Consider the following 26,729-nt stretch of genomic DNA (forward strand, 5'->3'; position numbering starts at 1 on the left):
CGGAGCCGGTCATGTCGAAAGCCAAGGTTACGAATGCCCGGCGCAAGCGGAGTGTGCGGCTGAAGCTGCGCCGTTCCGGTGGTGGTCGTCCGCGTCTGTCGGTGTTCCGCTCGTCCAAGCACATCTATGCCCAGGTCATCGACGACCTGAAGGGCGAGACGCTGGCCTCTGCCTCGTCGCTCGAGAAGTCGATGCGCGACGGCGGCAAGACCGGCGCCGACATCGATGCGGCGAAGGCGGTCGGCAAGCTGCTGGCCGAGCGCGCCGCCGAGAAGGGCGTCAAGGAAGTCGTGTTCGATCGCGGCAGCTACCTCTATCACGGGCGCGTCAAGGCTCTTGCCGATGCAGCGCGTGAGAGCGGGCTGAACTTCTAACGGAATTTGAGGATTGAGGCGTAAGCCTCTGAAGGATTGGAAAAATGGCAGAACGCGAACAACGTGGTGGACGCGATCAACGCGGCGGACGTGACCGTCAGCAGCGCGAGGAGCGCGACAGCGAGTTCGTCGACAAGCTGGTCCACATCAACCGCGTGGCCAAGGTCGTCAAGGGCGGTAAGCGCTTCGGTTTCGCCGCGCTGGTCGTGATCGGCGATCAGAAGGGCCGCGCCGGCTTCGGTCACGGCAAGGCGCGCGAAGTGCCTGAAGCGATCCGCAAGGCCACCGAGTCCGCCAAGCGCAACCTGACCCGCGTGTCGCTGCGCGAGGGCCGCACCCTCCATCACGACATCGCCGGCCGTCATGGCGCGGGCCGTGTCTACCTGCGTGCAGCTCCGGCCGGTACCGGGATCATCGCCGGCGGTCCGATGCGCGCCGTGTTCGAGACGCTCGGCGTCCAGGACGTGGTGGCGAAGTCGATCGGCTCGTCGAACCCGTACAACATGGTGCGCGCGACCTTCGACGCGCTGAAGCATCAGGATTCGCCGCGTTCGGTCGCAGCCCGCCGCAACATCAAGGTGTCCACCCTCCAGTCGCGCCGTATCGGTGGCGATGCCGAGGCGGCTGCCGACTAACGGAAGCTTTCGGAGTAGACTCCCATGGCCAAGGCCGCAAAGACGATCAAGCTCGAGCAGACCGGCAGCGCGATCCGCCGCCATCACTCGCAGCGCTCGACGCTGATCGGGCTCAAGCTCAACAAGATCGGCCGTACCAGCGAACTGCCCGATACCCCGGCGGTCCGCGGCATGATCGAGAAGGTTCACCATCTCGTCCGCATCGTCGACGAGAAGTAAGCAAAGGCGCATGATCCCGAAGAGCGGGCACCGTTCCTCGGCGAAGATCATGCGCAAGACACAAGGAGAAGGGCGATGAAGCTCAGCGATATCGCCGACAACGCCGGCTCGCGCAAGAAGCGTATGCGCGTCGGCCGCGGCATCGGTTCGGGCAAGGGCAAGCAGGCCGGCCGCGGCGGCAAGGGCCAGACCGCGCGTTCGGGCGTGCGCATCAAGGGTTTCGAAGGCGGTCAGATGCCGATGCATCGCCGTCTGCCAAAGCGCGGCTTCAACAACATCTTCCGCGTCGAGTTCGCCGAGATCAATCTCGACCGGCTCCAGGAAGCGGTCGATGCCAAGAAGATCGACGCCGGCAGTGTCGTGAACGTCGAGGCCCTGGTGAAGGGCGGCGTGCTGCGCCGCGCCAAGGCCGGCCTGCGGCTGCTCGGCCGCGGCGAGCTGAAGTCCAAGCTCAACATCGAAGTGCACGGCGCCACCAAGACCGCGATCGCCGCGGTCGAGAAGGCCGGCGGCTCGGTGAAGATCCTCGCCCCTGCCAAGGAAGAAGGCGAGGCGGCGTAACAACTGCGTCATCGGCCCGCAGCTCGCGGGCCTTTACGCATGCGGAACGTGGACTTATCGAAGCCGAGCCCCAGATAATGTCCGGCGTCCGCGAGAGTAGCCCGGCCGCGGGCATGACGGCGCAATAGGCGGCGGGAGAAAGTCCAAGATGGCCTCTGCAGCGGAACAACTGGCAGCCAATCTCAATTTCGGCGCGTTTGCCAAGGCCGACGAACTGAAGAAGCGCATCTGGTTCACCCTGGGTGCGCTGCTCGTTTATCGGCTCGGGACCTACATTCCGCTGCCCGGTATCGACCCGAGCGCCTGGGAACAGGTGTTCCGCTCGCAGGCCGGCGGCATCCTCGGCATGTTCAACATGTTCGCCGGCGGTGGCATCAACCGCATGGCGATCTTCGCGCTGAACATCATGCCGTACATTTCGGCCTCGATCATCATCCAGCTTCTCACCACCGTCTCGCCGCAGCTCGAGGCGCTGAAGAAGGAAGGCGAAGCCGGCCGCAAGACGCTGAATCAGTATACCCGCTTTCTCACGGTGATTCTGGCCGCGTTCCAGTCCTACGGCATCGCGGTAGGACTTCAGGGCGCCGGCAATGTCGTCAGCGAACCCGGATTGTTCTTCCTGCTCTCGACCTCTGTCACGCTGACCGGCGGCACCATGTTCCTGATGTGGCTCGGCGAGCAGATCACCTCGCGCGGCATCGGCAACGGCATTTCGCTGATCATTCTCGCAGGCATCGTCGCCGAGCTGCCGGCGGCGCTCGCCGGCATGCTCGAGCTCGGCCGTCAGGGCGCGATGTCGACCGGCCTGATCCTGGTCGTCATCATCATGGCGGTCGCCGTGATCGCCTTCATCGTGTTCATGGAGCGCGCGCAGCGTCGCCTCCTGATCCAGTATCCGAAGCGCCAGGTCGGCAACAAAATGTTCGAGGGCCAGTCCTCGCATCTGCCGCTCAAGCTCAACACCTCCGGCGTGATCCCGCCGATCTTCGCATCCTCGCTGCTGCTGCTGCCGACCACGGTCGCCAACTTCAACGCAGGCAGTGGGCCGGAATGGTTCCAGTGGATCACCACCCAGCTCGGCCACGGCCGTCCGCTGTTCCTGATCATGTATCTGGCGTTGATCGTGTTCTTCGCCTTCTTCTATACCGCGATCGTGTTCAACCCGACCGAGACCGCGGACAATCTGAAGAAGCACGGCGGCTTCATACCGGGCATCCGTCCCGGCGAGCGCACCGCGGAATATATCGACTACGTGCTCTCGCGCGTCACGGTGCTAGGTGCGATCTATCTGGCGATCGTCTGCTTGATCCCGGAGATCCTGATCTCCTACGCCTCGGTGCCTTTCTACTTCGGCGGCACCTCGCTGCTGATCGTCGTCAGCGTGACCATGGACACGGTGGCGCAGGTGCAGGGTTATCTGCTGGCGCATCAGTACGAAGGCCTGATCCGCAAGTCGAAGCTGCGCGGCCGCCGTAGATGAGCAGGGAGCTCGCGCGCCGGATCGCTTTCACGATTGGCGCGCTGCTCCTTTTCAGGCTCGGCACACAGATCCCGATCCCGGGGCTGGATGCTTCTCGCCTGGCGTCGTTGCCCGGCTTCAACGACCGCCTGTCGCTCTTTTCGCCCGGCCTCATTCCCTATCTGACCGCGGCGATCTTTCTCCGGTTGCTGTCCGTGGTGTGGCGCGGCCTGAGTTCGCTCGAGCGGTCGGGCGATGCGGGCCGGCGCAAGCTCGTCCGTGTCACGCTCGGCCTCACGCTGGCTCTTGCTGCCTTTCAGGCGTACGGCATCGCGTCCACGCTGATTTCCTTTCCCGAGCTCGTCAGGAATCCCGACGGTTGGTTCGTGATGACCGCCACGGCCTCGATGGTTGGTGGTGTCTTCCTGCTGGTGTGGCTGAGCGAGCAGATCACCCGCTACGGGATCGGCAACGGCCTGGCGCTGATCTTGAGCGTCGGCATGCTCGTCTCCCTGCCGCGAGACGTCGCCGGCATCGCCGATGTCGTGCGGAGCGGGGCGCTCTCGGGCAATCTCGTGTTCATCCACGCCGTGTTCTGGGTCGTGACCGTCGCCGTGATCGTGCTTGTCGAAGGCGCACGGCGAAATATCAGGGTCGAGTTCGGGGCGCGCGATGTCGGCGCGCGGCAATTGCCGGGGCGCGATGCCGTGCTGCCGATCAAGCTCAACAGCGCCGGATTCCTGATTCCGGTCACCGTTGCGCCGTGGACTTTCTTTCTACCGCTTGCCTTTGCCGGCTTCGTCCTGGGCGGCGATCATCCGCTGGTCGTCGCGGCGTACCGGCATCTCCAACTGGGCCAGCCGGCGCACATGATCCTGGTGTCGATCGCCGTATTCCTGCTCGCCTTCGTCTACACCGCCTACGTTGTCGATCCCGAGCACACGGCCAAATCCCTGGCGCAGCATGACGGCACAATTCCCGGTGTGGCGCCTGGCGAAGCTACGGCCGGCTATCTCGATCGCGTCGTATCATTGACGACGGTCGTCGGAGCCGTCTACCTGACGGCATTGCAGTTGATTCCGCAGGTGTTCGACCTTTACGGGATCGGTCTGCCTTATAGTATGATCGTCAATGGTGGTGCGGCGCTGGTTGTGGTTTGCACCGCTCTTGATATCAAAACACAGGTGCGCGACGTATCGCTCACCAATCCGGGGGGCGTACGCCGATGAGAATTATACTTCTGGGACCGCCGGGGTCGGGCAAGGGGACCCAGGCGCAGCTCTTGGTGCAGCGCTATGGCATCGTCCAGCTCTCCACTGGCGAGATGCTGCGTGCGGCGGTTGCCGCGGGGACGCCGGTCGGGCTGAAGGCCAAGGAGATCATGGCCAGCGGCGGCCTCGTGCCCGACGAGGTCGTGGTCGGAATCATCTCCGACCGGATCGACCAGCCGGACGCCAAGAACGGTTTCATCCTCGACGGCTTCCCGCGCACCGTGCCGCAGGCCGAGGCGCTGGACGAGTTGCTCAAGCACAAGCATCTCAAGCTGGACGCCGTGATCGAGCTTCGCGTCAACGAGAGCGCGCTTCTGAGTCGTGTCGAGACCCGCGTTGCCCAGATGCGGGAGCGCGGAGAAGAGGTCCGGCTCGACGACACCCCGGAAGTTCTGACCAAGCGCTTGGCCAGCTACCGGAATCAGACGGAACCGCTGATTCACTACTATTCCGAGCGGCGGAAGCTTTCGACCATCGACGGTATGATGGCCATCGACGAGGTCACCCGCGCCATCCATCGCCAGCTGCTGGCACTGGGGGCGGTCGAGCCCAAGACCCGGGCCAAGAGCGCGGCCAAGGCTGCGCCGGCCAAGAAGGCCAGGGCGGGAAAGACGGTGGCCGGGAAAGCAGCCAAAAAGGCGAAAACGGCCAAAAAGAGCGCCAAATCGGCCAAAAAGGCTGTGAAGGGCCCCAAGAAGGCGGCCAGGAAGGCCGGCAAGAAGACCGTCAAGAAAGCGGTGAAAAAGGCAGCCAAGAAGGCCCACAAAAAGGGTGCCAGGAAGGCTGCAAAAAAGGTCACGAAAAAGCGAGCCAAACGCTAGCAGCGGTTGACGAAAGCCCCTGGAATCCCCTAATAAGCCCCGCATCCAAGTCGGATAGTTTCAGACGATGCCGGGCCCCAGGAAGACCGGGGGTGGGCGTCGTGTTCGCGTTTGTGAACACCTGCCCGAGAACACAAGCACTTAAGCCCGATCCTGACGAGGATCGGCGACAGGAGAGAAGGCCTTGGCCCGTATTGCCGGCGTGAACATTCCCACCAACAAGCGCGTGCTGATCGCGCTCCAGTACATCCACGGCATCGGTCAGAAGATCGCCGGCGAGATCCTGGAGAAGGTGAAGATCCCCGTGGATCGTCGCGTCAATCAGCTCAGCGATGCCGAAGTGCTCCAGATCCGCGAAGTGATCGACCGCGACTATCTCGTCGAGGGCGACCTGCGCCGCGAGGTCGGCATCAACATCAAGCGTCTGATGGACCTCGGCTGCTATCGCGGCCTGCGTCATCGCCGCGGTCTGCCGGTGCGCGGCCAGCGCACCCACACCAATGCGCGTACGCGCAAGGGTCCGGCGAAGGCCATCGCCGGCAAGAAGAAGTAAACTGGCGAATTCGCAGTAGCGAGTGGCGAGTAGGGACGTCTCCCTATTCGCCACTCGCTACCGCTATTCGCTTCCACAGGTGTAGCCGCTGGCATTACGGCGGCGTTCGAGATCTCCAGGAAAGGTACTCAATGGGCAAGGAAGCCACCCGCGTTCGTCGTCGTGAGCGCAAGAACATCGCCTCCGGCGTCGCGCATGTGAACTCGTCGTTCAACAACACGACCATCACCATCACCGACGCGCAGGGCAACACGATTGCCTGGTCCTCCGCCGGCACGATGGGCTTCAAGGGCTCGCGCAAGTCGACCCCCTACGCCGCGCAGGTTGCCGCCGAGGACGTGTCCAAGAAGGCGCAGGAGCACGGCATGCGCACGCTGGAAGTCGAAGTTGCCGGTCCCGGTTCGGGCCGTGAATCGGCGCTCCGCGCGCTCCAGGCCGCAGGCTTCACCGTCACCTCGATCCGTGACGTGACCACGATCCCGCACAACGGTTGCCGTCCCCGCAAGCGTCGGCGCGTTTGATACGAAATTGCGGGCGCATCGGCGCCCGCGATTGTTTTTTGCAAAGCCGCGGGAATCTGCGGCCTTTCTCCAACGCCAGTATCTGCAATCGCAGTATGACTGGCCTGTATGGGTGAAACAGTGACGATCCAGAAAAATTGGCAAGAACTGATTCGACCGAACAAGCTCCAGGTCACGCCGGGCAGCGATTCGAACCGCTTCGCGACCATCGTCGCCGAGCCGCTCGAGCGCGGCTTCGGCCAGACTCTCGGCAACGCGCTGCGCCGCATCCTGCTCTCCTCGCTCCAGGGCGCGGCGGTGCAGTCGGTGCACATCGACGGCGTCCTGCACGAGTTCTCCTCGATCGCGGGCGTCCGTGAGGACGTCACCGACATCGTGCTCAACATCAAGGACATCTCGATCAAGATGCAGGGCGAGGGCCCCAAGCGCATGGTCGTGAAGAAGTCCGGCCCGGGCGTCGTCACCGCCGGCGACATCCAGACTGTCGGCGACGTCGTGGTGCTCAACCCGGACCTGCAGATCTGCACCCTCGACGAGGGCGCCGAGATTCGCATGGAGTTCACGGTTGCGACCGGCAAGGGCTACGTGCCCGCCGAGCGCAACCGCCCCGAGGATGCGCCGATCGGCCTGATCCCGGTCGACAGCCTGTACTCGCCGGTTCGCAAGGTCTCCTACAAGGTCGAGAACACCCGCGAGGGCCAGATCCTCGACTACGACAAGCTGACCATGACGATCGAGACCAATGGTGCGATCTCGCCGGATGACTCGGTGGCTTACGCTGCCCGCATCCTGCAGGATCAGCTCAACGTGTTCGTCAACTTCGAAGAGCCGCGCAAGGAAGTCGCCCAGGAGATCATCCCGGACCTCGCCTTCAACCCGGCCTTCCTCAAGAAGGTGGACGAGCTCGAGCTGTCGGTGCGTTCAGCCAACTGCTTGAAGAACGACAACATCGTCTACATCGGCGATCTCGTGCAGAAGAGCGAGGCGGAGATGCTCCGCACCCCGAACTTCGGCCGCAAGTCGCTGAACGAGATCAAGGAAGTGCTGGCCCAGATGGGTCTGCATCTCGGCATGGAAGTGCCGGGCTGGCCGCCGGAGAACATCGACGAGCTCGCCAAGCGCTTCGAAGATCATTACTGAGCATTCGTCATTCCGGGGCGGCTCGCAGAGCCGAACCCGGAATCTCGAGATTCCGGATCGTCGCTTCGCGCCGTCCGGAATGACTGACAGGGCGAACGCAGGAAGCCCACCTGAAAACCAGTCGCTGAACCACCGCGACACAATCGAAAAAGGACTACACACATGCGTCACGGCAAGGTTCATCGGAAGCTCAACCGCACGGCCGAGCATCGCCGCGCGATGTTCGCCAACATGTGCGCCGCGCTGATCAAGCACGAGCAGATCGTCACCACGCTGCCCAAGGCCAAGGAGCTTCGTCCGATCGTCGAGAAGCTCGTCACCCTCGGCAAGAAGGGTGGCCTCGCCATGCGCCGCCAGGCGATCTCCGAGATGCGCGACAAGGACCAGGTCAAGAAGCTGTTCGACGTCTTGGCGCCCCGCTACAAGGATCGCCAGGGCGGCTACACCCGCATCATCAAGGCTGGCTTCCGCTACGGCGACAATGCCGCGATGGCCGTGATCGAGTTCGTCGATCGCGACGTCGATGCCAAGGGCCAGGATTCCGGTCCGGTGCAGGAAAAGGAAGCCGAGGCGGCGTAAGCCACTCAGCATATGAATTGAAAACGGCGCCTCGGGCGCCGTTTTTGTTTCCGGTACAGGTCGATTCCCCGCGGGACTAGTCTTCCTTGATCCCCGCCTTTTGCGCGATCGCCTTCATTTCAACGGTCTCCTTGCCGATGGCGCCCGGCCAATCGCTGTAACGCGCGAAGCCGGGCTCGAAGCCGACCTTGGCGAAGCGCTCGGCTACGGAGGGATTGTTGATCGTCCCCTCCAGGGTCGACGAGAGCTTGTCGTGAATGGCCGGCGGCAGACCCTTGGGAGCGACGACGGCGCCCCATGAGGCGAAATCGATGTTGCCGTAGCCGAGCTCGGCGAGCGTCGGCGCGTCGGGCAGGAAAGGCGTGCGCTTGCCCGAGAACACCGCGAGCACCTTGACGGTGCCGGCCTCGATCTGCGGCTTGACGGCGATCACCGTGTCGACGTGGTACTGGATGTGCTTGCCGATCAGGTCGTTCATGGCCGGCGCGCTGCCCTTGTAGGGCAGGTGGACCATCTTGATCCCGGCGGCCGATTTGAACAGCTCACCGGCAAAATGCGACACGGTCGCCACGCCAAAGGAAGCGAGCGACAGCTTGTCGGGATTGGCCTTCGCCTCGGCGACGAGCGCAGCCACGTCCTTGATCGGGTTGTCCTTGTAGGTGACCAGCACCAGCGTGATCTTGCCGACCTGGCCGAGCGGCTCGAAATCCTTCGCCGCGTCGTACGGCACACTTTCCTTCACGGCCGCCGGCAGCGTGAAGCTCGAGTTCGAGCTGAAGAACAGGGTGTATCCGTCGGGCGCCGCGCGCGCGACTTCCTTGGCCGCGATCGTGGTGCCGCCGCCGGGACGGTTCATGATGAGCACGGGCTTGCCGAGCCGCGTCTCCAGTTCGCCGCCGATGATGCGCGCGACCACGTCAGAGGCGCCGCCCGGCGGAAAGGGGACGATCAATTGCAACGATTTTTCCGGATAGACTGCTTGTGCCGGCGCGAGCGAATTGCCGCCCATCAGGCCGAGAAACCCGAGCGCAACAGCGAGGGCGGTTCTCTTCATCGCTTGGTCCTTCCGTGTTCGCATGAGCAATGATGTTCGGATCTGGCTTAGCAATAATCATTCCACCTGCGGACGAGCCGGGGGCGTGAGAACCAAATTGCTGCCGGAACAGATCGTCTCACTGATTGGTGAGCGCCGATTGCGGCGAAGTCCACCGCGTCCGATATCCCCGTCATCGATCTGATGGAGATATTACATGAACATCGAGCTTTCCGGGAAAACTGCTCTCGTGACCGGTTCGACCGCCGGCATCGGCCACGCCATTGCCAGGGGCCTCGCCGCTTCCGGCGCCAGCGTCGTGATCAACGGCCGCGGCCAGGACAAGGTCGACGCCGCCGTCCGCAAGCTTGAAGGGGCGGGCGCCAAGGTGCGCGGCATCGCTGCCGACGTCTCGACCGCGGCAGGCTGCAAGGCGCTCGTTGCGGCGCTGCCTGATGTCGACATCCTCATCAACAATGCCGGCATCTTCGAGCCGAAGGATTTTTTCGACATCCCGGACGAGGACTGGAGTCGCTTCTTCGAGGTCAACGTCATGAGCGGCGTGCGGCTGTCGCGGGCCTACATGAAGGGCATGCTCAAGCGCAATTGGGGGCCGCATCGTCTTCATCTCCTCGGAGTCCGGGCTCAACATTCCCGTCGAGATGATCCACTACGGCATGAGCAAGACGGCCCAGCTCTCGGTCGCGCGCGGCCTCGCGCAGCTCACGCGTGGCACCGGCGTCACCGTCAATTCCGTGTTGCCGGGCCCGACCATGTCGGAGGGCGTCGAGACCTTCGTGAAGGATCTCGCGAAGCAAAACGGACAGTCCGTGGACGAGGCCGCGGCCAATTTCGTCAAGCAGCATCGCCCGAGCTCCTTGATTCAGCGCTTCGCCAGCGTCGATGAGATCGCCAACCTGGTGGTTTACGTTGCCTCGAAGGAAGCCTCTGCCACCAACGGCGCGGCGCTGCGCGCGGAGGGCGGCATCGTGAATACGATCGCCTGAGGCAGCGCATGACAGCCTATGTGATCTCGGAAGTCGAATTGCGCGATCTCGATGGATTTGAGGCCTATCGAACGCTCGCCGCGAAGACGATCGCGCAGTACGGCGGGCGCTATCTCGTCCGCGGCGGCAAGGCCGAACTGGCGGAGGGCAATCTTCCGCCGAAGGCCATCGTGATCGTCGAATTCCCTTCGATGGCGAGGCTGAAGGAATGGTACGCCTCGCCGGAATATGCCGAGGCGCTCAAGCTGCGGCAGACGGCGCTGGAGCGGCGGCTGCTGTTCGTCGAGGGCGTGCCGGAAGCCTAGCTGCCGTAGGGTGGGCAAAGCGACAGCGTGCCCACGCATTTTTTAGCAACCGAGAGAGGTGGTGGGCACGGCGCAAGTGCGCCTTTGCCCACCCTGCGACTCCTTCGCCTACCATCCCTCCAGCACGATCTTGCCGCGCGACTTGCCGCTTTCGAGCAGCGCATGCGCGCGTTTGAGATTTGCTGCGTTGATCGTGCCAAATGTCTGGTCAAGCGTGGTGCGCAAGACGCCCTTGTCGATGAGGTCGGCGACGTCGTTCAGCAGATGATGCTGCGCGATCATGTCCGGCGTCTGGAACGAGGAGCGGGTGAACATGGATTCCCAGTGCACCGAGATCGCCTTGCCCTTGAACGTGCTCATGACGAACTCCGGTGGATCGTCGATCAGACCGAACCGGCCCTGCGGCGCCATGAACTCGGCGATGGCCTTGTAGTGTTGGTCCGTGAAGGTGAGGCTCGCCACCAATGCGACCGGCGGCAGCTTTAGTTTCTCGATCTGCTCCTTCATCGGCTTGCCGTGGTCGATCACGGCATGCGCGCCGAGATCGAGGCACCATTTTTGCGATTCCGGCCGCGTTGCGGTCGCGAGCACCGTCAGCCCGGTGAGGCGGCGCGCGAGCTGGATCAGGATCGAGCCGACGCCACCGGCGCCGCCGGTGATCAGCAGCGTGCGCGGATCGAGGCTCTTGCCCGGCACGGCGCCGAGCCGGTCGAACAACAGTTCCCAGGCGGTGATGGAGGTCAGGGGGAGGGCGGCTGCCTGAGCAAACGAGAGCGACTTCGGCTTGTTGCCGACGATGCGTTCATCGACGAGATGGAATTCGGCATTGGTGCCCTGGCGCAGGATCGAGCCGGCGTAAAACACCTCGTCGCCCGGCTTGAATAGAGAGACCTCGGGCCCGACAGCGTCCACCACGCCGGCCGCGTCATAACCCAAGATCTTGGTCTCGCCCGCGGGCGGGGCGGCGCGCTTGCGTACCTTGTAATCAACCGGATTGGCCGAGATCGCCTTCACGGCGACGCGGATGTCGCGCCCCTTGGGCTCGGGTTTTGCGGTCTCGAAATCGATCAGCGAATCCGCGTCCTCGATCGGAAGCGATTTCTTGTAGCCGATGGCCTTCATGGTTTGTCTCCATCAGATGGGCGCCCAGCTTGGGGACATGCGCCTGTCCTGCTAACTGTCGCTCTGGCTCCGATTTGGCAAGTACTGTAAATTCGGGGATATAGTCCCCGTTTGGATACTATTGGGAAAACACGCATGAAGCGGCGCGATTTTGCCCGGCGCCCGGGCTGCTCGGTCGAGGCGACGCTGGACCTGATCGACGGCAAGTGGAAGGGCGTCATCCTCTATCACCTGCAGAGCGGCACCCAGCGTTTCGGCGAATTGCGCCGCCGCATGCCCGGCATCACCCAGCGCATGCTGACGAAACAGCTTCGCGCGCTGGAGGAGGACAAGCTCGTCATCCGCAAGGTCTATGCCGAGGTGCCGCCGCGGGTGGAGTATTGCCTCTCCGAGCTCGGCGAGAGCCTCAGGCCGGTGATCGATATCCTCAAGGCCTGGGGCGAGAGCCATCAGCAGCGACTGTCCTGCGCGCCGGCGCCGGTGGTCGTGAAGAAGCCGAAGCGCGCGGCATAGATGATCGAGGAGCGCGTTCCTCAAGCTTGGTGTCATCCCCCCGGACGCGTCATCCGTATCCACAGGGCGAAGTTTTAGCGCGACCCGGCAACTCCGGGTCTTCGCCAAACTCCATCCTGTGGTGATGGCCCCGGGTTCGCGCTGGCGCGCGCCCCGGGACGACGAGTTTGCCTAGAACGCGAACTGCGTTCGCATCGCGACGGCGTCGAACTTCGAGCCGACGTTTGCGGTCGAGATCGGCGAGGCCTGCCGCGACACCGTTCCGTGCAGGTAGTCGAGCATGAAACGGACGTTGCCGTTGACGTACCAATTGAGCGCGAGCGTATAGACAGTCTGCCGGCCGCCGGCGACACCGCTCGCGGTCGCGAGCTGATCGTTGAGATCGATGGTCGAGAAGCGTCCCGCAATCTCCCACGCGCCCCAGCCGCCGCCGTCGAGCGAGAACGGATGTGCCGGCTTGACGCCGTGATAGGCCGCGTTCGCCGCATTGTAGCTCCGGCCTTCGCCCGTCAGCACGTAGCCGGCCTGCGCGTAGCCGCCCTGGAATTTGAGGCTCGGCGCGCCGACCAGCGGAACGCCGGTATTGGCGGTGCGGTCGACATTGTACCAGAAGTACTCGCCCTGGACGATGAGCGGCCCATAGGTCGCCGCCGCCTCGATGCTGTAGACCTGCGCGCCCGAAGCGTTGGCGATGGCGCCGGTCGAGATCAGCGTCGTCGGATCAAGCCGCAGTTCCGGACGATCGCTGAGTGTGACCGTCTGCGTGTTTGCGATCAGATTGCGCGGCGGCTGGATCAGCCATTGCGCATTGGCGCCGATATGCACCGAGTAGTCCTTGGCGCTGATCGGATTGCCGGCCACGCGCGCCACGGCGCCATATTGCTCGCTCGTGCCCGCCGGCGTCGCGCTGGAGGCGGAGTGGATCGCACCCGTCGACGGTCCCGTGACATAGCCGCCGATCCAGAGCTGGTCGTTGTACCAGCGCGCACCGGCTGCGGAGCGAAAGTCGCCTGCGGCGATGTTGGTGGCGATCACGCCGGGCGAGGCGCGCTCCATGAACATGATGTCGTTGGAACTCGTGGCCTCGTCCAGGGTGTAGGGCAGGTCCATGATGCCGGCCTCGATCGCCATCCGTCCGCCGAACGGCTTCAGACCGGTGTAGCTGAGATAAGCGTTCTCGACACCGGAGAGGCCACCGCCCGGGAGAGATCCCGGCGCGGCGCCGCCAAATCCATCGGACGAGCCACCGAAATCGTAGACCAGCGCAAAATTCCAGTCGTTGAAGAACTTGCCGGTGACGCCGATGCGCGCGCGGCGAACGTTCTGGCCGCTGTCGAGCTTCTGCGGCACGGTCGCTGCGGTGTTGGGACGGTAGTCATAGCCCCCCACATCCCAGTGCAGGCGACTGGTGATGGCGACGCAGTTCGCCTGGTCGGCGGTGCAAATGGTCGGCCGGTTGTTCGGCATCGTCACGACGACGCCGGAGGCCGGCGCCGGTCCCTTGACGGGGATCGCGGCATTGGCGTTGGCAACTGCGGCCTTTGCTTCCGAGCGCGCTTCGGCCTTGGCCTCGGCCTTCGCTTCGGCCTTGGCCTTCGCGGTGGCCGCCGTGTTCGCGGCGGTCTGGCTCTGGAGCTTGTCGAGCTTTTGCTCCAGCATCTTCAACTGTTGCTTGAGCAGGGCAATCTCCTGCTCGCTGCTGCTTGCCGATTGGGCCTGGGCCTGCGAGGCCGCCAGCGCGCCGGCGAGACCGATCGCCGTGGCTGCAATTCTTGTTCTGCTCCTGCTCACGTTACGCCTCCATCGTTTGACGAACTTTCCCAAAGTCCGTGATAAGTCGCTGGCGGAGAGCCTAGGTATGATCGATGACCGGCCCGCGACGCTGCGACGCGCTTGTGTGGGTTCCGACTGATGCAAATTCGCCGCAACCGAATCCGCTCGACATCACAATGCGGGATGATGCGCATCATGCCAATCGAGCCATGATGCAAATTGCCGATTCGCACGCTCGGCTTGCGTCCCGGACACACCGGAAAAGGGGCCCGAATTGCCGCCCGGCGCCCTTCTATTGGGGGGCGAACGCGCCTATATTCCGGCGTCTTTTCCAAGAGGTAGGAATGTTTCGAACGAGCTGGACCGCCGCCGTCACGGCCTTGTGCATAGGCTTTTCCGCCCACTTCAATCCGGCTCCGGCGCAGGATCGCCGTGTTCCGTCCTCGCCGGCCGAGCTGCGTCTATCCTATGCGCCGATCGTGCAGCGGGTGCAGCCGGCCGTCGTCAACGTCTATGCCGCCAAGGTGGTGCAGAACCGCAATCCGCTGCTTGATGACCCCGTCTTCCGCCGCTTCTTCGGCGTGCCCGGCCAGCAGCCCGAGCAGATGCAGCGCTCGCTTGGCTCCGGCGTCATCGTTGATGCCTCCGGCCTCGTCGTCACCAACGTTCATGTCATCGAGGGTGCGGACCAGGTGAAGGTATCGCTGTCCGACAAGCGCGAGTTCGAGGCCGAGATCCTCTTGAAGGATTCCCGCACCGATCTCGCCGTGCTGCGGCTGAAGGACAGCAAGGAGAAATTTCCGACCCTCGATTTCACCAATTCCGACGAATTGCTGGTCGGCGACGTCGTGCTTGCGATCGGCAATCCCTTCGGCGTCGGCCAGACCGTGACTCATGGCATCATCTCGGCGCTCGCGCGCACGCAGGTCGGGATCACGGACTACCAGTTCTTCATCCAGACTGACGCTGCGATCAATCCCGGCAATTCCGGCGGCGCGCTGGTCGACATGAGCGGCAAGCTCGCCGGCATCAACACCGCGATCTATTCGCGCTCCGGCGGCTCGCAAGGAATCGGCTTTGCGATCCCCGCCAACATGGTGCGTGTCGTCGTCAGCTCCGCCAAGAGCGGCGGCAAGGCGGTGAAGCGGCCGTGGCTCGGGGCGAAGTTGCAGGTGGTGACGCCGGAGATTGCCGAGAGCCTGGGCTTGCGGTCGCCGACCGGCGCGCTGGTGGCGAGCGTGGTCTCGAATGGCCCCGCCGCGAAGGCCGGCCTGAAATCCTCCGACCTCATCACCGGAATCGACGGCCAGATCGTCGATGATCCCAACGCCTTCGACTATCGCTTCGCCACCCGTCCGCTTGGCGGTAGCGCGCAGATCGATGTGCAGCGTGGTGGCAAGCCCGTCAAGCTGACAGTGGCGCTCGAGACCGCACCCGATACGGGACGCAACGAACTCGTCGTCACCGCCCGCTCGCCGTTCCAGGGCGCGAAGGTCTCGACCATCACTCCGGCGGTTGCCGACGAGCTGCATCTTGACGCCGATACCGAGGGAGTCGTGATCACCGATCTCGGCGGCGACAGTGCGGCCGCGAATGTCGGCTTCCAGAAGGGCGACATCATCCTCGCCGTCAACAACCAGAAGATCAGCAAGACCGTCGATCTGGAAAAGGCGGCGGGCGAGCGCGCGAGGATCTGGCGCATCACGCTGGTGCGCGGCGGCCAGCAGATCAACGTCACGCTGGGCGGATGAGTCCGAAGCGACCACAGCAGACGTCAACTCTCTTCGCTGCGGCGGGGCTCGACCACGACGCCCCGCATCCGCTGCCGGACCGCTTACGCCCGCGCGTGTTGTCGGAGGTCGTCGGGCAGGACCATATCCTCGGTCCCGACGGCGCCCTGACGCGCATGCTGGAGACGCGCACGCTGGGATCGCTGGTGTTCTGGGGACCGCCTGGCACCGGCAAGACCACGGTGGCGCGGCTGCTGGCGGATGCGACCGATCTGCATTTCGAGCAGATCTCCGCGGTGTTCTCCGGCGTCGCCGACCTGAAGAAGGCTTTCGACGCCGCGCGTGCCCGCCGCGAGATGGGCAAGGGCACACTGCTGTTCGTCGACGAGGTGCATCGCTTCAATCGCGCGCAGCAGGATTCGTTTCTGCCCGTGATGGAAGACGGCACGGTGGTCATGGTCGGCGCCACCACCGAGAACCCGTCCTTCGAACTCAACGCGGCGTTGCTCTCTCGCGCGCGCGTCCTGGTGTTTCGCTCGCTCGACGCTGCCGCCATCGAAAAGCTGTTCGCGCATGCCGAGGCGGTCGAGGGCAGGAAGCTGCCGCTCGATGAAGAGGCGCGCGCGGTGCTGGTGCGCATGGCCGACGGCGATGGCCGTGCTTCACTCACGCTCGCCGAAGAGGTCTGGCGCTCGGCGCGGGCGGACGAGATTTTCAATGCCGCGCAATTGCAGGACATCCTGCAGCGCCGCGCTCCGATCTACGACAAGTCGGCCGACGGCCATTACAACCTGATCTCGGCGCTGCATAAGTCGGTGCGCGGCTCCGATCCCGATGCTGCGCTGTATTACCTCGCGCGCATGCTGGATGCCGGCGAGGACCCGTTGTTCCTGGCCCGCCGCGTCGTGCGCATGGCGGTGGAGGACATCGGCCTCGCCGATCCGCAGGCGCTCGTCATCGCCAACGCAGCCAAGGATGCCTTCGACTTCCTCGGCCATCCCGAGGGTGAGCTCGCGATCGCGCAGGCGGTAGTCTATCTCGCCACCGCGCCGAAATCGAACGCAGTCTACACCGCCTTCGGCACGGCGATGCAGGTCGCAAAACAGGCCGGCTCGCTGCTGCCGCCCAAGCACATCCTCAACTCCCCGACCAAGCTCATGAAGTCGGAAGGCTACGGTGCCTCATACGAATACGACCACGATATGCCGGATGCCTTCTCCGGCCAGGATTACTTCCCCGAAGCCCTGGGCCGGCAGACCTTCTACGACCCGCCCGAGCGCGGCTTCGAGCGCGAGATCAGGAAGCGGCTGGATTACTGGGCGAAGTTGCGGAAAGAGCGGGGCGGGACAGGCTAGAAACGGCCATTTCGCCGTGACGGCAGCCGGCTTTTAGGGTACGCAGGCAGCCATGAGCCGCCGTATCAAAAGAACCGATCCCAAGCCCCGTTCGCGCGACGAGCGCAAGGAAGCGCGCCCTCATCAGGCGCGCAGCGCGAAGACAGCCGGCCCGCGTCCGGGCGGCAAGCCCGGTGGAAAGCCGCCGCGCTTTGCGGGCGAGCGCGCGGAGCGGCGTCCGCCGAAAGTTGTCCAGGAGAGACCTGAGCCGGCAAAGCCCGTCGAGGCATTGCTGCCGACCAAGGTGCAGACCGTCATCGTGACGGCCGACGAGAACAACATGCGCGTCGATCGCTTCCTCGAAGCGCGGTTTCCCGGCCTATCGTTCTCCCACATCCAGCGCGTCGTGCGCAAAGGCGAGCTGCGCGTCGACGGCAAGCGTGTCGACAGCAAGGACCGCCTGGAGGAGGGCCAGAGCGTCCGCATTCCACCGCTCAAGCTCGACACGCCGAAGGTCGTCGGCGAACTGTCGGAGGCTGCGCAGAAGACGCTCAAGGCGCTGAAGGAAATGACCATCTGGGAGGACGACGACGTCCTCGTCCTGAACAAGCCCGCCGGCCTTGCCGTGCAGGGCGGCTCGGGCATGACGCGGCACATCGACCAGATGCTGGAGGTGATGCGCGACTCCAAGGGCCAGAAGCCGCGCCTCGTGCACCGCATCGACAGGGAGACGTCGGGTTGCTTGCTGGTTGCGAAGACGCGCTTTGCCGCCTCGCATCTGACCGGCGCGTTCCGCTCGCGGTCGGCGCGCAAGGTCTATTGGGCGCTGGTGCCGGGGCTGCCGAAGCCCAAGCAGGGCCGCATCTCGACCTTTCTTGCCAAGGAGGAGAGCGAGGACGATACCATCATGCGCATCGCCCAGCACGGCGACGAGGGCGCAAGCCACGCGGTGACGTACTACGCCGTGGTCGAGACCGCCGGCAACAAGCTGACCTGGGTCTCGCTGAAGCCGGTGACGGGCCGCACCCACCAGCTGCGCGCCCACATGGCCCATATCGGCCACCCCATCGTCGGCGATCCCAAATATTTCAACATCGAAAACTGGCAGCTGCCGGGCGGCCTGCAAAACCGGTTGCATCTGTTGGCGCGCCGCATCGTCATCCCGCATCCGCGCGGCGGCGTGATCGACGCGACCGCGCCGCTGCCGCCGCACATGCAGCAATCGTGGAACCTGCTCGGTCTCGACGCAACCAGATTTGATCCGATCGAAAACGCTCCGGAGGAATAGCCGGGTTGAATGAGGACATTGGGCGCACGACATATCCGCCATGACGCGGCTTTCGATCGGTGTGGTGCTGTTTGTTGCTCTGTTCATGGGGCGAGCTGTCCAGGCGCAATATGTGTCTCCGGGCGCCTCTAGGCTTGCTCCTTCGCAGCCTGCGCCGCCACCGCCGCCGAAGATCGAGGTGCCGAAAGTTCCGCAATTCGATGCGCCGCTGCGCTACAATTACGGGCCACTCCCGCGCAATTCGTTCAGCGATCGCGTCACGAAGTGCCTCGACGACGCTGCAGCTGCGGGGCTTGGGCCGGCCGATCGCGGCACATATGCGCGCAGTTGCGCGAACTAATGCAGTCATCGTCGCCTGGCCTTCGCCGGGACGGCGGCGGTAATTTGTTGAGGACAGGGACCGAAGAACCGACATGCGCGAATTGTTCGAAGAAGCTGCGGGGCAGCCCGCGCCGGATCCCCGGGCATCGGCGCGCGCATCCGCGCGCACGCCGCTGCGCAAGCGCTTTTACAAGACGGCCGGCGTCACCGAGGCCGAAGGCGGCTTCGCCATCGCGCTCGACGGCAAGCCGATCCGCACACCCTCCGGCCGTCAGGTGGTGATCCCCTCGCGCGCACTGGCCGATGCGGTGGCCTCCGAATGGGCGGCCCAAGGGGAGACGATCGATCCCGTGACCATGCCACTGACGCGGATCGCGAACAGCGTCGTGGAGAGCGTCGTCGACCGCGTCGAGCTCGTCAGCGACGATCTCGCAAGATATTTCGAGTCCGATCTGCTGTTCTATCGCGCCGGCCATCCTGAGGGGCTGGTGGCCCGCGAGGCCGCACATTGGGATCCGGTGCTGTTCTGGGCCGCGGAGACTTTGGGCGCACATTTCATCCTGTCCGAGGGTGTCATGCATGTGAAACAGCCGGACGAAGCGGTCAGGGCCGCGCGCGCCGCGCTGCCCGGGGATGCCTGGTCGGTCGCCGCACTCCACGTGGTGACGACCCTGACTGGCTCGGCGTTGCTGGCGCTGGCCCTGGCGCACGGCGCGCGCGACGCCGACCAGGTCTGGGCCGCCGCCCATGTCGATGAGGACTGGAATATCGACCAATGGGGCGTGGACGAGGAGGCCGCTCACCGGCGCGCTGCCCGCTTCAGGGATTTCGAGGCCGCCGTGGCGTTTTTGGCGGCGGCAAAGCCGCCTGCGGCCTGAGGTTCTTAACGAGAGGATCCGGATGTCCGGTTTTTCTGCGGGAACTGATCGTCAGCTGGCGGCCTTTTGCATCGATCGCGGCGTTTGGGACTTGGAAAGAAAATGACGGAAGACGGTGTAAGGAAGTTCTTTGAGCGATACGAGACGTTCTTCAATAGATCGCTCGATGGCAACGTCGATCCAGATGAGGTCGCATCGCTTTATGCTTCCGACTTCATCGCCGCCTCGCCTGCCGGGGTGACGGCTGGAAAGAACGACGATCAACTCAAGAAGGTTATGGCGCAAGGTTACGAACGCTATCGGGCGATCGGGACGAAGGAAATGCGGATACGCGATGTACGCCTCTCACCGATAGACGAGCATCATTGCATGGCCCATGTCGCCTGGACGGCAACCTATGCCAGCAAGGATCAACCAGACATAGCGATAGATTTTGACGTCCACTACTTCATTCAGGATCTGAACGGGGAGCCGAAGGTGTTCGGCTGGGTATCCGGCGACGAGCGAGCGCTGTTGAGGAAGCACGGCATCATCTGAAGGCGGCTGCCCACACACCTCGTCGCATGTTGCGGTCCCTCAAGTCGGCTTGACGCCCAGGCGGAACTCCCATTGAGACATCGCCCAGTTTGCCTGCACAGGTCGGGAATGACAGCGCATTTGTCCCCCATCCGGCGCAACGGCATTAACGAAATCAGAGCCGTAGACTTAACGAGAGGTTTACGAGGGGCGCGTTAGGGTGGGCCAGCATTCCCCGGGCCCCTGAGATGCCGACGCCGATCAGCTCGATCCTTCCGGTCAGTGCCGCCAGCTCCGTGGCTGATGCGACGACGCCCGATCTCGCATTGCAGCCCGGCAGCGTCGTGAACGCCAAGGTCGTCAGCGTGCTCGCCGACAATCTGGTGCGGATCGCGATCGCAAACCTGTCGATGGACGTGATGTCGGAGGTGGCGCTCACGCCCGGGCAGAACCTCCAGCTCGCGGTGTCGAAGAACGACGGGACCATCCGGCTCGCGGTCATGGGCGGGGCAGGCGAGACCACTCCCGACCAGGTCACGTTGACGGCCCGCGCGGCCTCACTGGTGGACAGCCCGCCGCTGGCGCTGTCGGCAAGCGCAGCGCGCAATGCGCTGACGCCGACCGAACGGATTGCAGTCACATTGGCTTCGGCCGAGGCCGCGGCGAAGCAGGGCAGCCAGGCGCCGCTGTTTGCCAATCTGGCATCCATCGTTACCGGCAGCAATTTGCCGGCGGGGCTCAAGCAGGCCGTGCTGAACGTGCTGGCGCAGCAGACGCCGCTCAATCCCGGGCTCGATGGCGCCGATGTCGAGTCCGCGTTCCAGAAATCCGGGCTGTTCCTCGAGGCCTCGCTGGCCGCGGGCGCGACGCCGTCGTCCGGCGCAGGGCCGGATCTGAAAGCGGCGTTGCTCGTGCTGCGCCAGACGCTGGCCACGCTCGAGTCCTCCGCGCCAAGGGCGCAAGCTGCAGCGCCTGCGTCCAACGCGACGGGGACAGCCGCGCCGGCTCAAGCAACCGGCCGGGCAGCACTGGCCGCGGTGCCGTCGCCCGAGGCCGAGATCGCTCAACCGCAGCAAATGCCGCGCAGCGCCACGCCCGCGGCCGCCGTCCCGGCTGATACCGCCGACGGCGCTGCGCAGGCCGCGATGCCACGGATCATGTCCGCAGGCCTTGCCGCCAGCCTCTTGCAGGAGATGACCCAAAACCTGCCGCGGATGCTCGGCAATGTGCCAGGGTCCAACAAGGCCGTGCCTGATGGCCACGTCTTCGAGGCGGCCGCTCACGCGACCACACCGCCGCCGTTTCGCGGAGCATTGCCGGCGTCGCAGGCCATCGCCTCGCCGTCGCTCGCGCCGGATACGCCGCTGGCGGCCACGGTACATCGCCTGCTCGACGACACCGATGCCGCGATCGCGCGGCAGACCCTGCTCCAGGTCGCTTCGCTCCCCGATCGCACTGACGCGTCCGGCCACCGCATCGACCCGGCCGTGCCGCAGTGGAATTTCGAGATACCCTTTTCAACGCCGCAAGGCACCGCGATGGCGCAATTCGAGATCTCGCGCGACGGAGGCAACGAATCCGCCGATGCCGCCAAGCAAGCCTGGCGCGCGCGCTTTTCGCTCAACGTCGAGCCGGCCGGCCCGGTGCATGCGCTGATCACGCTGAGCGGCGACAAGACGTTCGTGCGGATGTGGGCGGAGCGGCCCGTGACCGCGCAGCAGCTCCGCGCCGGCATCGGTGAGCTCAATCAGGCCCTGATGAGGGCCGAGCTCAAGCCCGGCGACATCATCGTGCGCGACGGCACGCCGCCGCAACCGGCACCGGCCCGCGCCGGCCATTTTCTGGATCGCGCCACATGAGCGACCCATCCAAGCTCGCGATTGCGCTGCACTACGAGAAGGGCTCTGGCGCGCCGGTTGTCGTCGCCAAGGGCAAGGGCACGATTGGCGAAAAGATCGTCGAGATCGCCAAGGCCCACGACATCCCGATCGAGGAGAACGAGGTCCTGGCCGGCGCACTGTCCAAGGTGGAGCTCGGCGAGGAGATCCCGCCGGATCTCTACAAGGCGGTCGCCGAGGTGCTTGTGTTCGTGCTGCGGCTGTCGGGCCGAGGGCGGTAGAGCATGATCCGGACCCGAAGGGCCGCGTCAGCGCAAAGTGTGCAGCGGTTTTCCGGACAGATCATGCTCAAGAAGCAATCCGTCATCGTTTGACCAGATATCGGCGGCATTGTAGCCGTCACCTTCATCGTTCAACGGACATCGCTCTTGCTCACCCGCCGTTCCACCCTCGGCCTGCTCGCCGCAGCCGCCACCATGCCGCAGCGCGCGCTCGCCCACGTCGCGCCGCCGCGCAACGAGATCCGCGACAGCCTGGCAAAGCGCTTCACCGACCTCGGCACATCGGGCACCTTCGTCGGCTACAAGGTCGAGGACTATCTGGTCGTCGCCTCCGACAAGGAGCGTTCGGGCGAGGGGAAGCTGCCGGCCTCGACCTTCAAGATCCCGAACTCGCTGATCGCGCTGGAGACCGGCGTCGTCACCGATCCCGACAAGGACGTGTTTGCCTGGGACGGCGTGAAGCGGCCGATCGAGGCCTGGAACAAGGATCACACGCTGCGCAGCGCGATCGCCGTGAGCGCGGTGCCGGTCTATCAGGAGATCGCGCGCCGCATCGGCCAGGAGCGCATGCAAAAATACGTCGACGAGTTCGACTACGGCAACCGCGACATCGGCGGCGGCATCGACCAGTTCTGGCTCACCGGGGCGTTGCGCATCGATCCGGTCGAGCAGATCGATTTCGTCGATCGGCTGCGCCGCCGCGCACTGCCGGTCAGCAAGCGCAGCCAGGACCTCGTCGCTGACATCCTGCCGGTGACCAAGGTGGGCGACAGCGTCATCCGCGCCAAGTCGGGCCTGCTGGGTGCGGAGCGCGGTGAACCGTCGCTCGGCTGGATGGTCGGCTGGGCCGAGAAGGGCGAAGCGCACACGGTGTTCGCGCTCAACATGGACTGCAAGGAGCCGCGCCACATCAGTGAGCGCATGTCGCTGACGCAGGCCTGCCTCGCCGAGATCGGCGCGATCTAGCGCGATCACGCCGACGCCTCACTCCAATGTCATTGCGAGCGCAACGAAGCAACCCAGCCGTAGGGTGGGCAAAGGCCCAAGGCGCCGTGCCCACCATCTCCCTCTAATGGGCTACAATCCGTGGGCACGCTACGCTTTGCCTACCCTACGACATTGCATTTGGAGCGGGCACTCACCCCAGCTCGAACAACACCTGCAAAAATTCCTCCACCGCCTTGCGCGCTTCAGCGGCCGTCTTCGGACAACGGAGTCGCGCGCTGTCAATTTGACGCAGACGGCGACCGCCTCAGGCGGTGTCGGTCTTCTTCGCCGCCAGCGCCTGGTCGATGGCAAAGCCGCCGATCTCGCTCATCGCCTGCGAGATCACGTCGCCGCGTCTGGCAAAGCCGGTGGAGAGATAATCGAACTGTGTCCGTGCCAGCCGCAGCACCTCGATGGGCACGGAAACCGCCGTCTCGTTGAAGCTGTCGACGGAGGCACGCACGCTATCCAGTTCGCTCGTGAGCTTGCCGATATGGCTCTCGGCATTCTGCATCAGGCCGATCAGCTTGCCGCGCTCGGCATCGAAGGCGGCGCGCTCGGCTGCGGCCGCTGCGGTGACCTCGGAAAGCTGCGCCCGCAGCGCTGCGATCTGGCCGACCATGGCGTCGGAGGCCAGCTCTGCGGCTTGGCGCAGCTCCGCATTGCGCGTGCTCTCGATCTGTTGCTCGTGATAGAGCCGCTCGGCTGACATCGCCCGATGCGTCAGCGACTCGATCAGGCTTGCGGCACGCAGCAGCGTTTCGCCATTCCGCCCCGACACCATGCTGGCCATGCGCCGCAGGAAGTCGACGGTTTCTGACGATGAGTTCGGCGGCAGGGGGACGACCGTCGCGGACATGTGTGACGCTTGAGCCAGGCTGTGGTGACCGCCGCCGTACCGAACCGGGCTCACGCAACATTCGGCGCCTGATCGTAAGCTCGGAGCAAGCCTGAATCGGCCGGCCCGGTCAACTGGCTGGCGCCGGCGTCAGGCGTCCTTTTGCCGTCCGATCCGGCCCAGATGGGTAAAGCCAAACCCCGCAGAATATTTCAGGCCATAGCCGAGGGCCCGGTCGATGCCGATATGGGCGAGCCAGATCAACGCGATGGACAAGGTGAGCGGCGAGCCGAGGCCGAAGCCGAGCGTCAGCAGCGATACCGGCGCCATGTAGCTGTGGGCAGCGTTGTAGACCAGCGCGCCGAATTTGGCGTCGGACAGGTATGCCAGGAAGCTGAGATCCGGGACGAAGAAGAGCAGGGCAAAGACCAGCCAGGAGCCGTCCCAGGCCCAGTAGAGCATCACCATCCCGATGAACAGGGTGAGGCCCTCCAGCCGCAGCAGGATGTTGACGCCGCCCGTTGCAGCCCCTGTCTCGGCCATTCTCTCGTCCATGCTCGCCTCCCGGGCAAAACCTTGTAATCTCTCACGCTTTAAGCCCGGACAGGGCAGCCCTGCGACGCGGAAAGGCGCTTTCCGGGTCGCAAAATGCCGTGTTAGAACCCCGCATCACTTAAGAACTGGCGGGAGCAAATGAAACACATCCTGGACGCCCTTGAAGATCGTCGTGCCGGCGCAAAGCTCGGCGGCGGGGAGAAGCGCATCGAGGCGCAGCACGCCCGCGGCAAGCTGACCGCGCGCGAGCGGATCGAGCTGCTGCTCGACAAGGGATCGTTCGAGGAATTCGACATGTTCGTCGAGCACCGCTCCACCGAGTTCGGCATGGAGAAGAACAAGATCCCCGGCGACGGCGTCGTCACGGGGTGGGGCACGGTCAACGGCCGCAAGACGTTTGTCTTTGCCAAGGATTTCACCGTGTTCGGAGGGTCTCTCTCGGAAACGCACGCGCTGAAGATCACGAAACTCCAGGACATGGCGATGAAGGCGAGGGCGCCCATCATCGGCCTCTATGACGCGGGCGGCGCCCGCATCCAGGAAGGCGTCGCCGCGCTCGCCGGCTACTCCTACGTGTTTCGCCGCAACGTGCTGGCCTCGGGCGTGATCCCGCAGATTTCCGTCATCATGGGGCCCTGCGCCGGCGGCGACGTCTATTCGCCTGCGATGACCGACTTCATCTTCATGGTGAAGAACACCAGCTACATGTTCGTCACCGGCCCGGACGTCGTGAAGACCGTGACCAATGAGGTCGTGACCGCGGAAGAGTTGGGCGGCGCCTCGGTGCACGCCACGCGCTCCTCGATCGCGGACGGCGCCTTCGAAAACGACGTCGAGACGCTGCTCCAGATGCGTCGGCTGATCGACTTTCTGCCCTCCAACAACACCGACGGCGTGCCGGAATGGCCGAGCTTCGACGATATCGGCCGCGTCGACATGTCCCTGGACACGCTGATCCCCGACAATCCGAACAAGCCCTACGACATGAAGGAGCTGATCCTGAAGGTCGTGGACGAGGGCGACTTCTTCGAGATTGCGGACATGTTCGCCAAGAACATCGTCACCGGCTTCGGCCGCATCGCGGGCCGCACCGTCGGCTTCGTCGCCAACCAGCCCATGGTGCTGGCCGGCGTGCTCGACAGCGACGCATCGCGCAAGGCGGCGCGCTTCGTCCGCTTCTGCGACGCCTTCAACATCCCGATCGTCACCTTCGTCGACGTGCCGGGCTTCCTGCCCGGCACTGCGCAGGAATATGGCGGTCTGATCAAGCACGGCGCGAAGCTGCTGTTCGCCTATTCGCAATGCACCGTGCCGCTCGTCACCGTCATTACCCGCAAGGCCTATGGCGGCGCCTTCGACGTCATGGCGTCCAAGGAAATCGGCGCCGACATGAACTATGCCTGGCCGACCGCCCAGATCGCGGTGATGGGCGCCAAGGGCGCGGTCGAGATCATCTTCCGCAGCGACATCGGCGACCCCGACAAGATCGCCGCCCGCACCAAGGAATACGAAGACCGCTTCCTGTCCCCCTTCATCGCGGCCGAGCGCGGCTATATCGACGACGTCATCATGCCGCACTCGACGCGGAAACGGATCGCGCGGGCGCTGGCGATGCTGAAGGACAAGAAGGTGGAAACGCCAGCGAAGAAGCACGACAATTTGCCGTTGTGAGGGGAGGGCACGCCGGTGGCAATTTGGCGTCGACGATCAAGATTATCGCGGCGCGCCGTTGGACCGTGTGACCTGATATTGGGCGTGTTGTCCGCAGTCCTGGCGATGGACGTCTCGTGTTTCGCGCAAGACAGCGAGATGACCGTCACCGCCCGGACGTCGGAAGAGACTGTTATCGAAGGCTACGCCGACGCCGACAGTACGTGCGCGCCAGTCGAGCTTCCCCGGCTCTTGCTTGTGAAGTCGCCAGAACATGGGATCGTCTGCTATCGCATTGAGGATTTCGCGGTGGCAGGCGACACCGGAAGCGATCGAGCCTGTATCGGGCGCTGGATTCGCGGCATAAGCCTGTTTTACCTGGCACGACCTGGGTACAGCGGGCGGGATAGTCTCCGCTACGAAGCGGTCACCGATCGAAGGCGAGACCGAGTGGCTGTTCGCGTCAGGGTCTTGCCCGGTCCCGCAAACGATTCCGATGTACCGGTCAACACTGCTGATTCTTCGCGCGAGCCCGCGATGTCGATTGGGCCCATCCCTGCGTGCGTCGTGCCGGTGTCCTAGGCGGTGGCGCCCTCTATAACCGACGTTTCGCTTGTCCCCCGATCC

28 protein-coding genes and 1 pseudogene are annotated in these 26,729 nt (G+C 64.5%); 24 read left to right on the forward strand and 5 right to left on the reverse strand.

Annotated elements, in window-relative coordinates; all coding sequences use genetic code 11:
* Positions 1–11: 11 nt before the first annotated feature.
* The 11 genes from rplR (at position 12) to rplQ (ending at position 8,133) form a co-directional block, all read left to right on the forward strand.
* Entirely contained in the window at positions 12–374 is a 363-nt protein-coding gene (rplR, locus tag RX330_RS16200; protein WP_027520949.1) for a 50S ribosomal protein L18, read from the forward strand.
* Positions 375–418: 44 nt separating this feature from the next.
* Entirely contained in the window at positions 419–1,009 is a 591-nt protein-coding gene (gene rpsE, locus RX330_RS16205; protein ID WP_015685409.1) for a 30S ribosomal protein S5, read from the forward strand.
* Between the two features lie 24 nt (positions 1,010–1,033).
* On the forward strand, positions 1,034–1,228 hold the full coding sequence (gene rpmD, locus RX330_RS16210) for a 50S ribosomal protein L30 (protein WP_011088137.1): 195 nt from the start codon (positions 1,034–1,036) through the stop codon (positions 1,226–1,228).
* Positions 1,229–1,303: 75 nt separating this feature from the next.
* On the forward strand, positions 1,304–1,789 hold the full coding sequence (gene rplO / locus RX330_RS16215; protein WP_317243631.1) for a 50S ribosomal protein L15: 486 nt from the start codon (positions 1,304–1,306) through the stop codon (positions 1,787–1,789).
* 148 nt (positions 1,790–1,937) lie between these two features.
* Complete coding sequence (gene secY / locus RX330_RS16220) at positions 1,938–3,269, forward strand: preprotein translocase subunit SecY (protein ID WP_212092201.1); 1,332 nt, start codon at positions 1,938–1,940, stop codon at positions 3,267–3,269.
* The gene (locus tag RX330_RS16225; RefSeq protein ID WP_317243632.1) at positions 3,266–4,477 is read left to right on the forward strand and encodes a preprotein translocase subunit SecY; all 1,212 of its coding nucleotides are present in this window, start codon (positions 3,266–3,268) and stop codon (positions 4,475–4,477) included. The genes secY and RX330_RS16225 overlap by 4 nt, the downstream gene beginning before the upstream one ends.
* On the forward strand, positions 4,474–5,340 hold the full coding sequence (locus RX330_RS16230; protein WP_212092199.1) for an adenylate kinase: 867 nt from the start codon (positions 4,474–4,476) through the stop codon (positions 5,338–5,340). Before RX330_RS16225 ends, RX330_RS16230 begins: the two co-directional genes overlap by 4 nt.
* Positions 5,341–5,524: 184 nt before the next feature.
* Complete coding sequence (rpsM, locus tag RX330_RS16235; protein ID WP_008549231.1) at positions 5,525–5,893, forward strand: 30S ribosomal protein S13; 369 nt, start codon at positions 5,525–5,527, stop codon at positions 5,891–5,893.
* Between the two features lie 131 nt (positions 5,894–6,024).
* Positions 6,025–6,414 (forward strand): 30S ribosomal protein S11, encoded by a 390-nt coding sequence (gene rpsK, locus RX330_RS16240; protein WP_007603045.1) that lies wholly within the window; start codon positions 6,025–6,027, stop codon positions 6,412–6,414.
* Positions 6,415–6,522: 108 nt separating this feature from the next.
* Positions 6,523–7,554 carry a DNA-directed RNA polymerase subunit alpha gene (locus RX330_RS16245; RefSeq protein WP_063195091.1) on the forward strand — a complete coding sequence of 344 codons (1,032 nt, stop codon included), beginning with the start codon at positions 6,523–6,525 and terminating at the stop codon, positions 7,552–7,554.
* Positions 7,555–7,716: 162 nt separating this feature from the next.
* Positions 7,717–8,133 (forward strand): 50S ribosomal protein L17, encoded by a 417-nt coding sequence (rplQ, locus tag RX330_RS16250; RefSeq protein ID WP_018322277.1) that lies wholly within the window; start codon positions 7,717–7,719, stop codon positions 8,131–8,133.
* Positions 8,134–8,209: 76 nt separating this feature from the next.
* Here rplQ and RX330_RS16255 read toward each other — a convergent pair whose 3' ends face one another.
* The gene (locus tag RX330_RS16255; protein ID WP_317243633.1) at positions 8,210–9,187 is read right to left on the reverse strand and encodes a Bug family tripartite tricarboxylate transporter substrate binding protein; all 978 of its coding nucleotides are present in this window, start codon (positions 9,185–9,187) and stop codon (positions 8,210–8,212) included.
* Between the two features lie 196 nt (positions 9,188–9,383).
* On the opposite strand from RX330_RS16255, the pseudogene RX330_RS16260 reads away from it, so the two are divergent.
* Together RX330_RS16260 and RX330_RS16265 are read left to right on the forward strand one after the other, a co-directional pair.
* A pseudogene (locus tag RX330_RS16260) lies at positions 9,384–10,173 on the forward strand (SDR family NAD(P)-dependent oxidoreductase).
* An 8-nt stretch (positions 10,174–10,181) separates the two neighbouring features.
* Positions 10,182–10,478, forward strand: coding sequence for a DUF1330 domain-containing protein (locus RX330_RS16265; protein ID WP_212092196.1), 297 nt, complete (start codon positions 10,182–10,184; stop codon positions 10,476–10,478).
* 108 nt (positions 10,479–10,586) lie between these two features.
* Here RX330_RS16265 and RX330_RS16270 read toward each other — a convergent pair whose 3' ends face one another.
* Complete coding sequence (locus RX330_RS16270; RefSeq protein WP_317243634.1) at positions 10,587–11,600, reverse strand: zinc-binding alcohol dehydrogenase family protein; 1,014 nt, start codon at positions 11,598–11,600, stop codon at positions 10,587–10,589.
* Positions 11,601–11,735: 135 nt separating this feature from the next.
* Here RX330_RS16270 and RX330_RS16275 point away from each other — a divergent pair, with 135 nt between their 5' ends.
* Positions 11,736–12,113: a winged helix-turn-helix transcriptional regulator gene (locus tag RX330_RS16275; RefSeq protein WP_212092194.1), complete on the forward strand. Its 378-nt coding sequence runs from the start codon at positions 11,736–11,738 to the stop codon at positions 12,111–12,113.
* A gap of 171 nt (positions 12,114–12,284) precedes the next feature.
* Here RX330_RS16275 and RX330_RS16280 read toward each other — a convergent pair whose 3' ends face one another.
* Positions 12,285–13,904 (reverse strand): OprO/OprP family phosphate-selective porin, encoded by a 1,620-nt coding sequence (locus RX330_RS16280; protein WP_317243635.1) that lies wholly within the window; start codon positions 13,902–13,904, stop codon positions 12,285–12,287.
* A gap of 326 nt (positions 13,905–14,230) precedes the next feature.
* Here RX330_RS16280 and RX330_RS16285 point away from each other — a divergent pair, with 326 nt between their 5' ends.
* The 9 genes from RX330_RS16285 (at position 14,231) to blaOXA (ending at position 23,038) form a co-directional block, all read left to right on the forward strand.
* A complete protein-coding gene (locus RX330_RS16285) occupies positions 14,231–15,637 on the forward strand; it encodes a DegQ family serine endoprotease (RefSeq protein ID WP_212092192.1) in 1,407 nt (468 codons plus the stop codon).
* Entirely contained in the window at positions 15,634–16,971 is a 1,338-nt protein-coding gene (locus RX330_RS16290) for a replication-associated recombination protein A (protein WP_317243636.1), read from the forward strand. Before RX330_RS16285 ends, RX330_RS16290 begins: the two co-directional genes overlap by 4 nt.
* A 52-nt stretch (positions 16,972–17,023) precedes the next feature.
* Positions 17,024–18,238 (forward strand): RluA family pseudouridine synthase, encoded by a 1,215-nt coding sequence (locus RX330_RS16295; RefSeq protein WP_317243637.1) that lies wholly within the window; start codon positions 17,024–17,026, stop codon positions 18,236–18,238.
* Between the two features lie 40 nt (positions 18,239–18,278).
* The gene (locus tag RX330_RS16300) at positions 18,279–18,578 is read left to right on the forward strand and encodes a hypothetical protein (protein ID WP_317243638.1); all 300 of its coding nucleotides are present in this window, start codon (positions 18,279–18,281) and stop codon (positions 18,576–18,578) included.
* A gap of 73 nt (positions 18,579–18,651) precedes the next feature.
* The gene (locus tag RX330_RS16305) at positions 18,652–19,437 is read left to right on the forward strand and encodes an ATP12 family chaperone protein (RefSeq protein ID WP_317243639.1); all 786 of its coding nucleotides are present in this window, start codon (positions 18,652–18,654) and stop codon (positions 19,435–19,437) included.
* Positions 19,438–19,539: 102 nt separating this feature from the next.
* Positions 19,540–19,974, forward strand: coding sequence for a nuclear transport factor 2 family protein (locus tag RX330_RS16310; RefSeq protein ID WP_317243640.1), 435 nt, complete (start codon positions 19,540–19,542; stop codon positions 19,972–19,974).
* A 227-nt stretch (positions 19,975–20,201) separates the two neighbouring features.
* The gene (locus tag RX330_RS16315; RefSeq protein ID WP_317243641.1) at positions 20,202–21,812 is read left to right on the forward strand and encodes a flagellar hook-length control protein FliK; all 1,611 of its coding nucleotides are present in this window, start codon (positions 20,202–20,204) and stop codon (positions 21,810–21,812) included.
* A complete protein-coding gene (locus RX330_RS16320; protein ID WP_063195078.1) occupies positions 21,809–22,072 on the forward strand; it encodes an EscU/YscU/HrcU family type III secretion system export apparatus switch protein in 264 nt (87 codons plus the stop codon). Before RX330_RS16315 ends, RX330_RS16320 begins: the two co-directional genes overlap by 4 nt.
* Positions 22,073–22,219: 147 nt before the next feature.
* Positions 22,220–23,038: a class D beta-lactamase gene (blaOXA, locus tag RX330_RS16325; RefSeq protein WP_317243642.1), complete on the forward strand. Its 819-nt coding sequence runs from the start codon at positions 22,220–22,222 to the stop codon at positions 23,036–23,038.
* Positions 23,039–23,324: 286 nt separating this feature from the next.
* Here the strand turns inward: blaOXA and RX330_RS16330 are convergent, their stop codons facing one another.
* Both RX330_RS16330 and RX330_RS16335 read right to left on the reverse strand, forming a co-directional pair.
* Complete coding sequence (locus tag RX330_RS16330; RefSeq protein ID WP_317243643.1) at positions 23,325–23,918, reverse strand: hypothetical protein; 594 nt, start codon at positions 23,916–23,918, stop codon at positions 23,325–23,327.
* A 129-nt stretch (positions 23,919–24,047) separates the two neighbouring features.
* A complete protein-coding gene (locus RX330_RS16335) occupies positions 24,048–24,452 on the reverse strand; it encodes a DUF4260 domain-containing protein (RefSeq protein WP_028140985.1) in 405 nt (134 codons plus the stop codon).
* A 138-nt stretch (positions 24,453–24,590) separates the two neighbouring features.
* On the opposite strand from RX330_RS16335, the gene RX330_RS16340 reads away from it, so the two are divergent.
* On the forward strand, positions 24,591–26,123 hold the full coding sequence (locus RX330_RS16340; protein ID WP_317243644.1) for an acyl-CoA carboxylase subunit beta: 1,533 nt from the start codon (positions 24,591–24,593) through the stop codon (positions 26,121–26,123).
* Positions 26,124–26,729: the final 606 nt, after the last annotated feature.

This window comes from Bradyrhizobium sp. NDS-1 (assembly GCF_032918005.1).
In the GTDB taxonomy this organism is placed as follows: domain Bacteria; phylum Pseudomonadota; class Alphaproteobacteria; order Rhizobiales; family Xanthobacteraceae; genus Bradyrhizobium; species Bradyrhizobium tunisiense.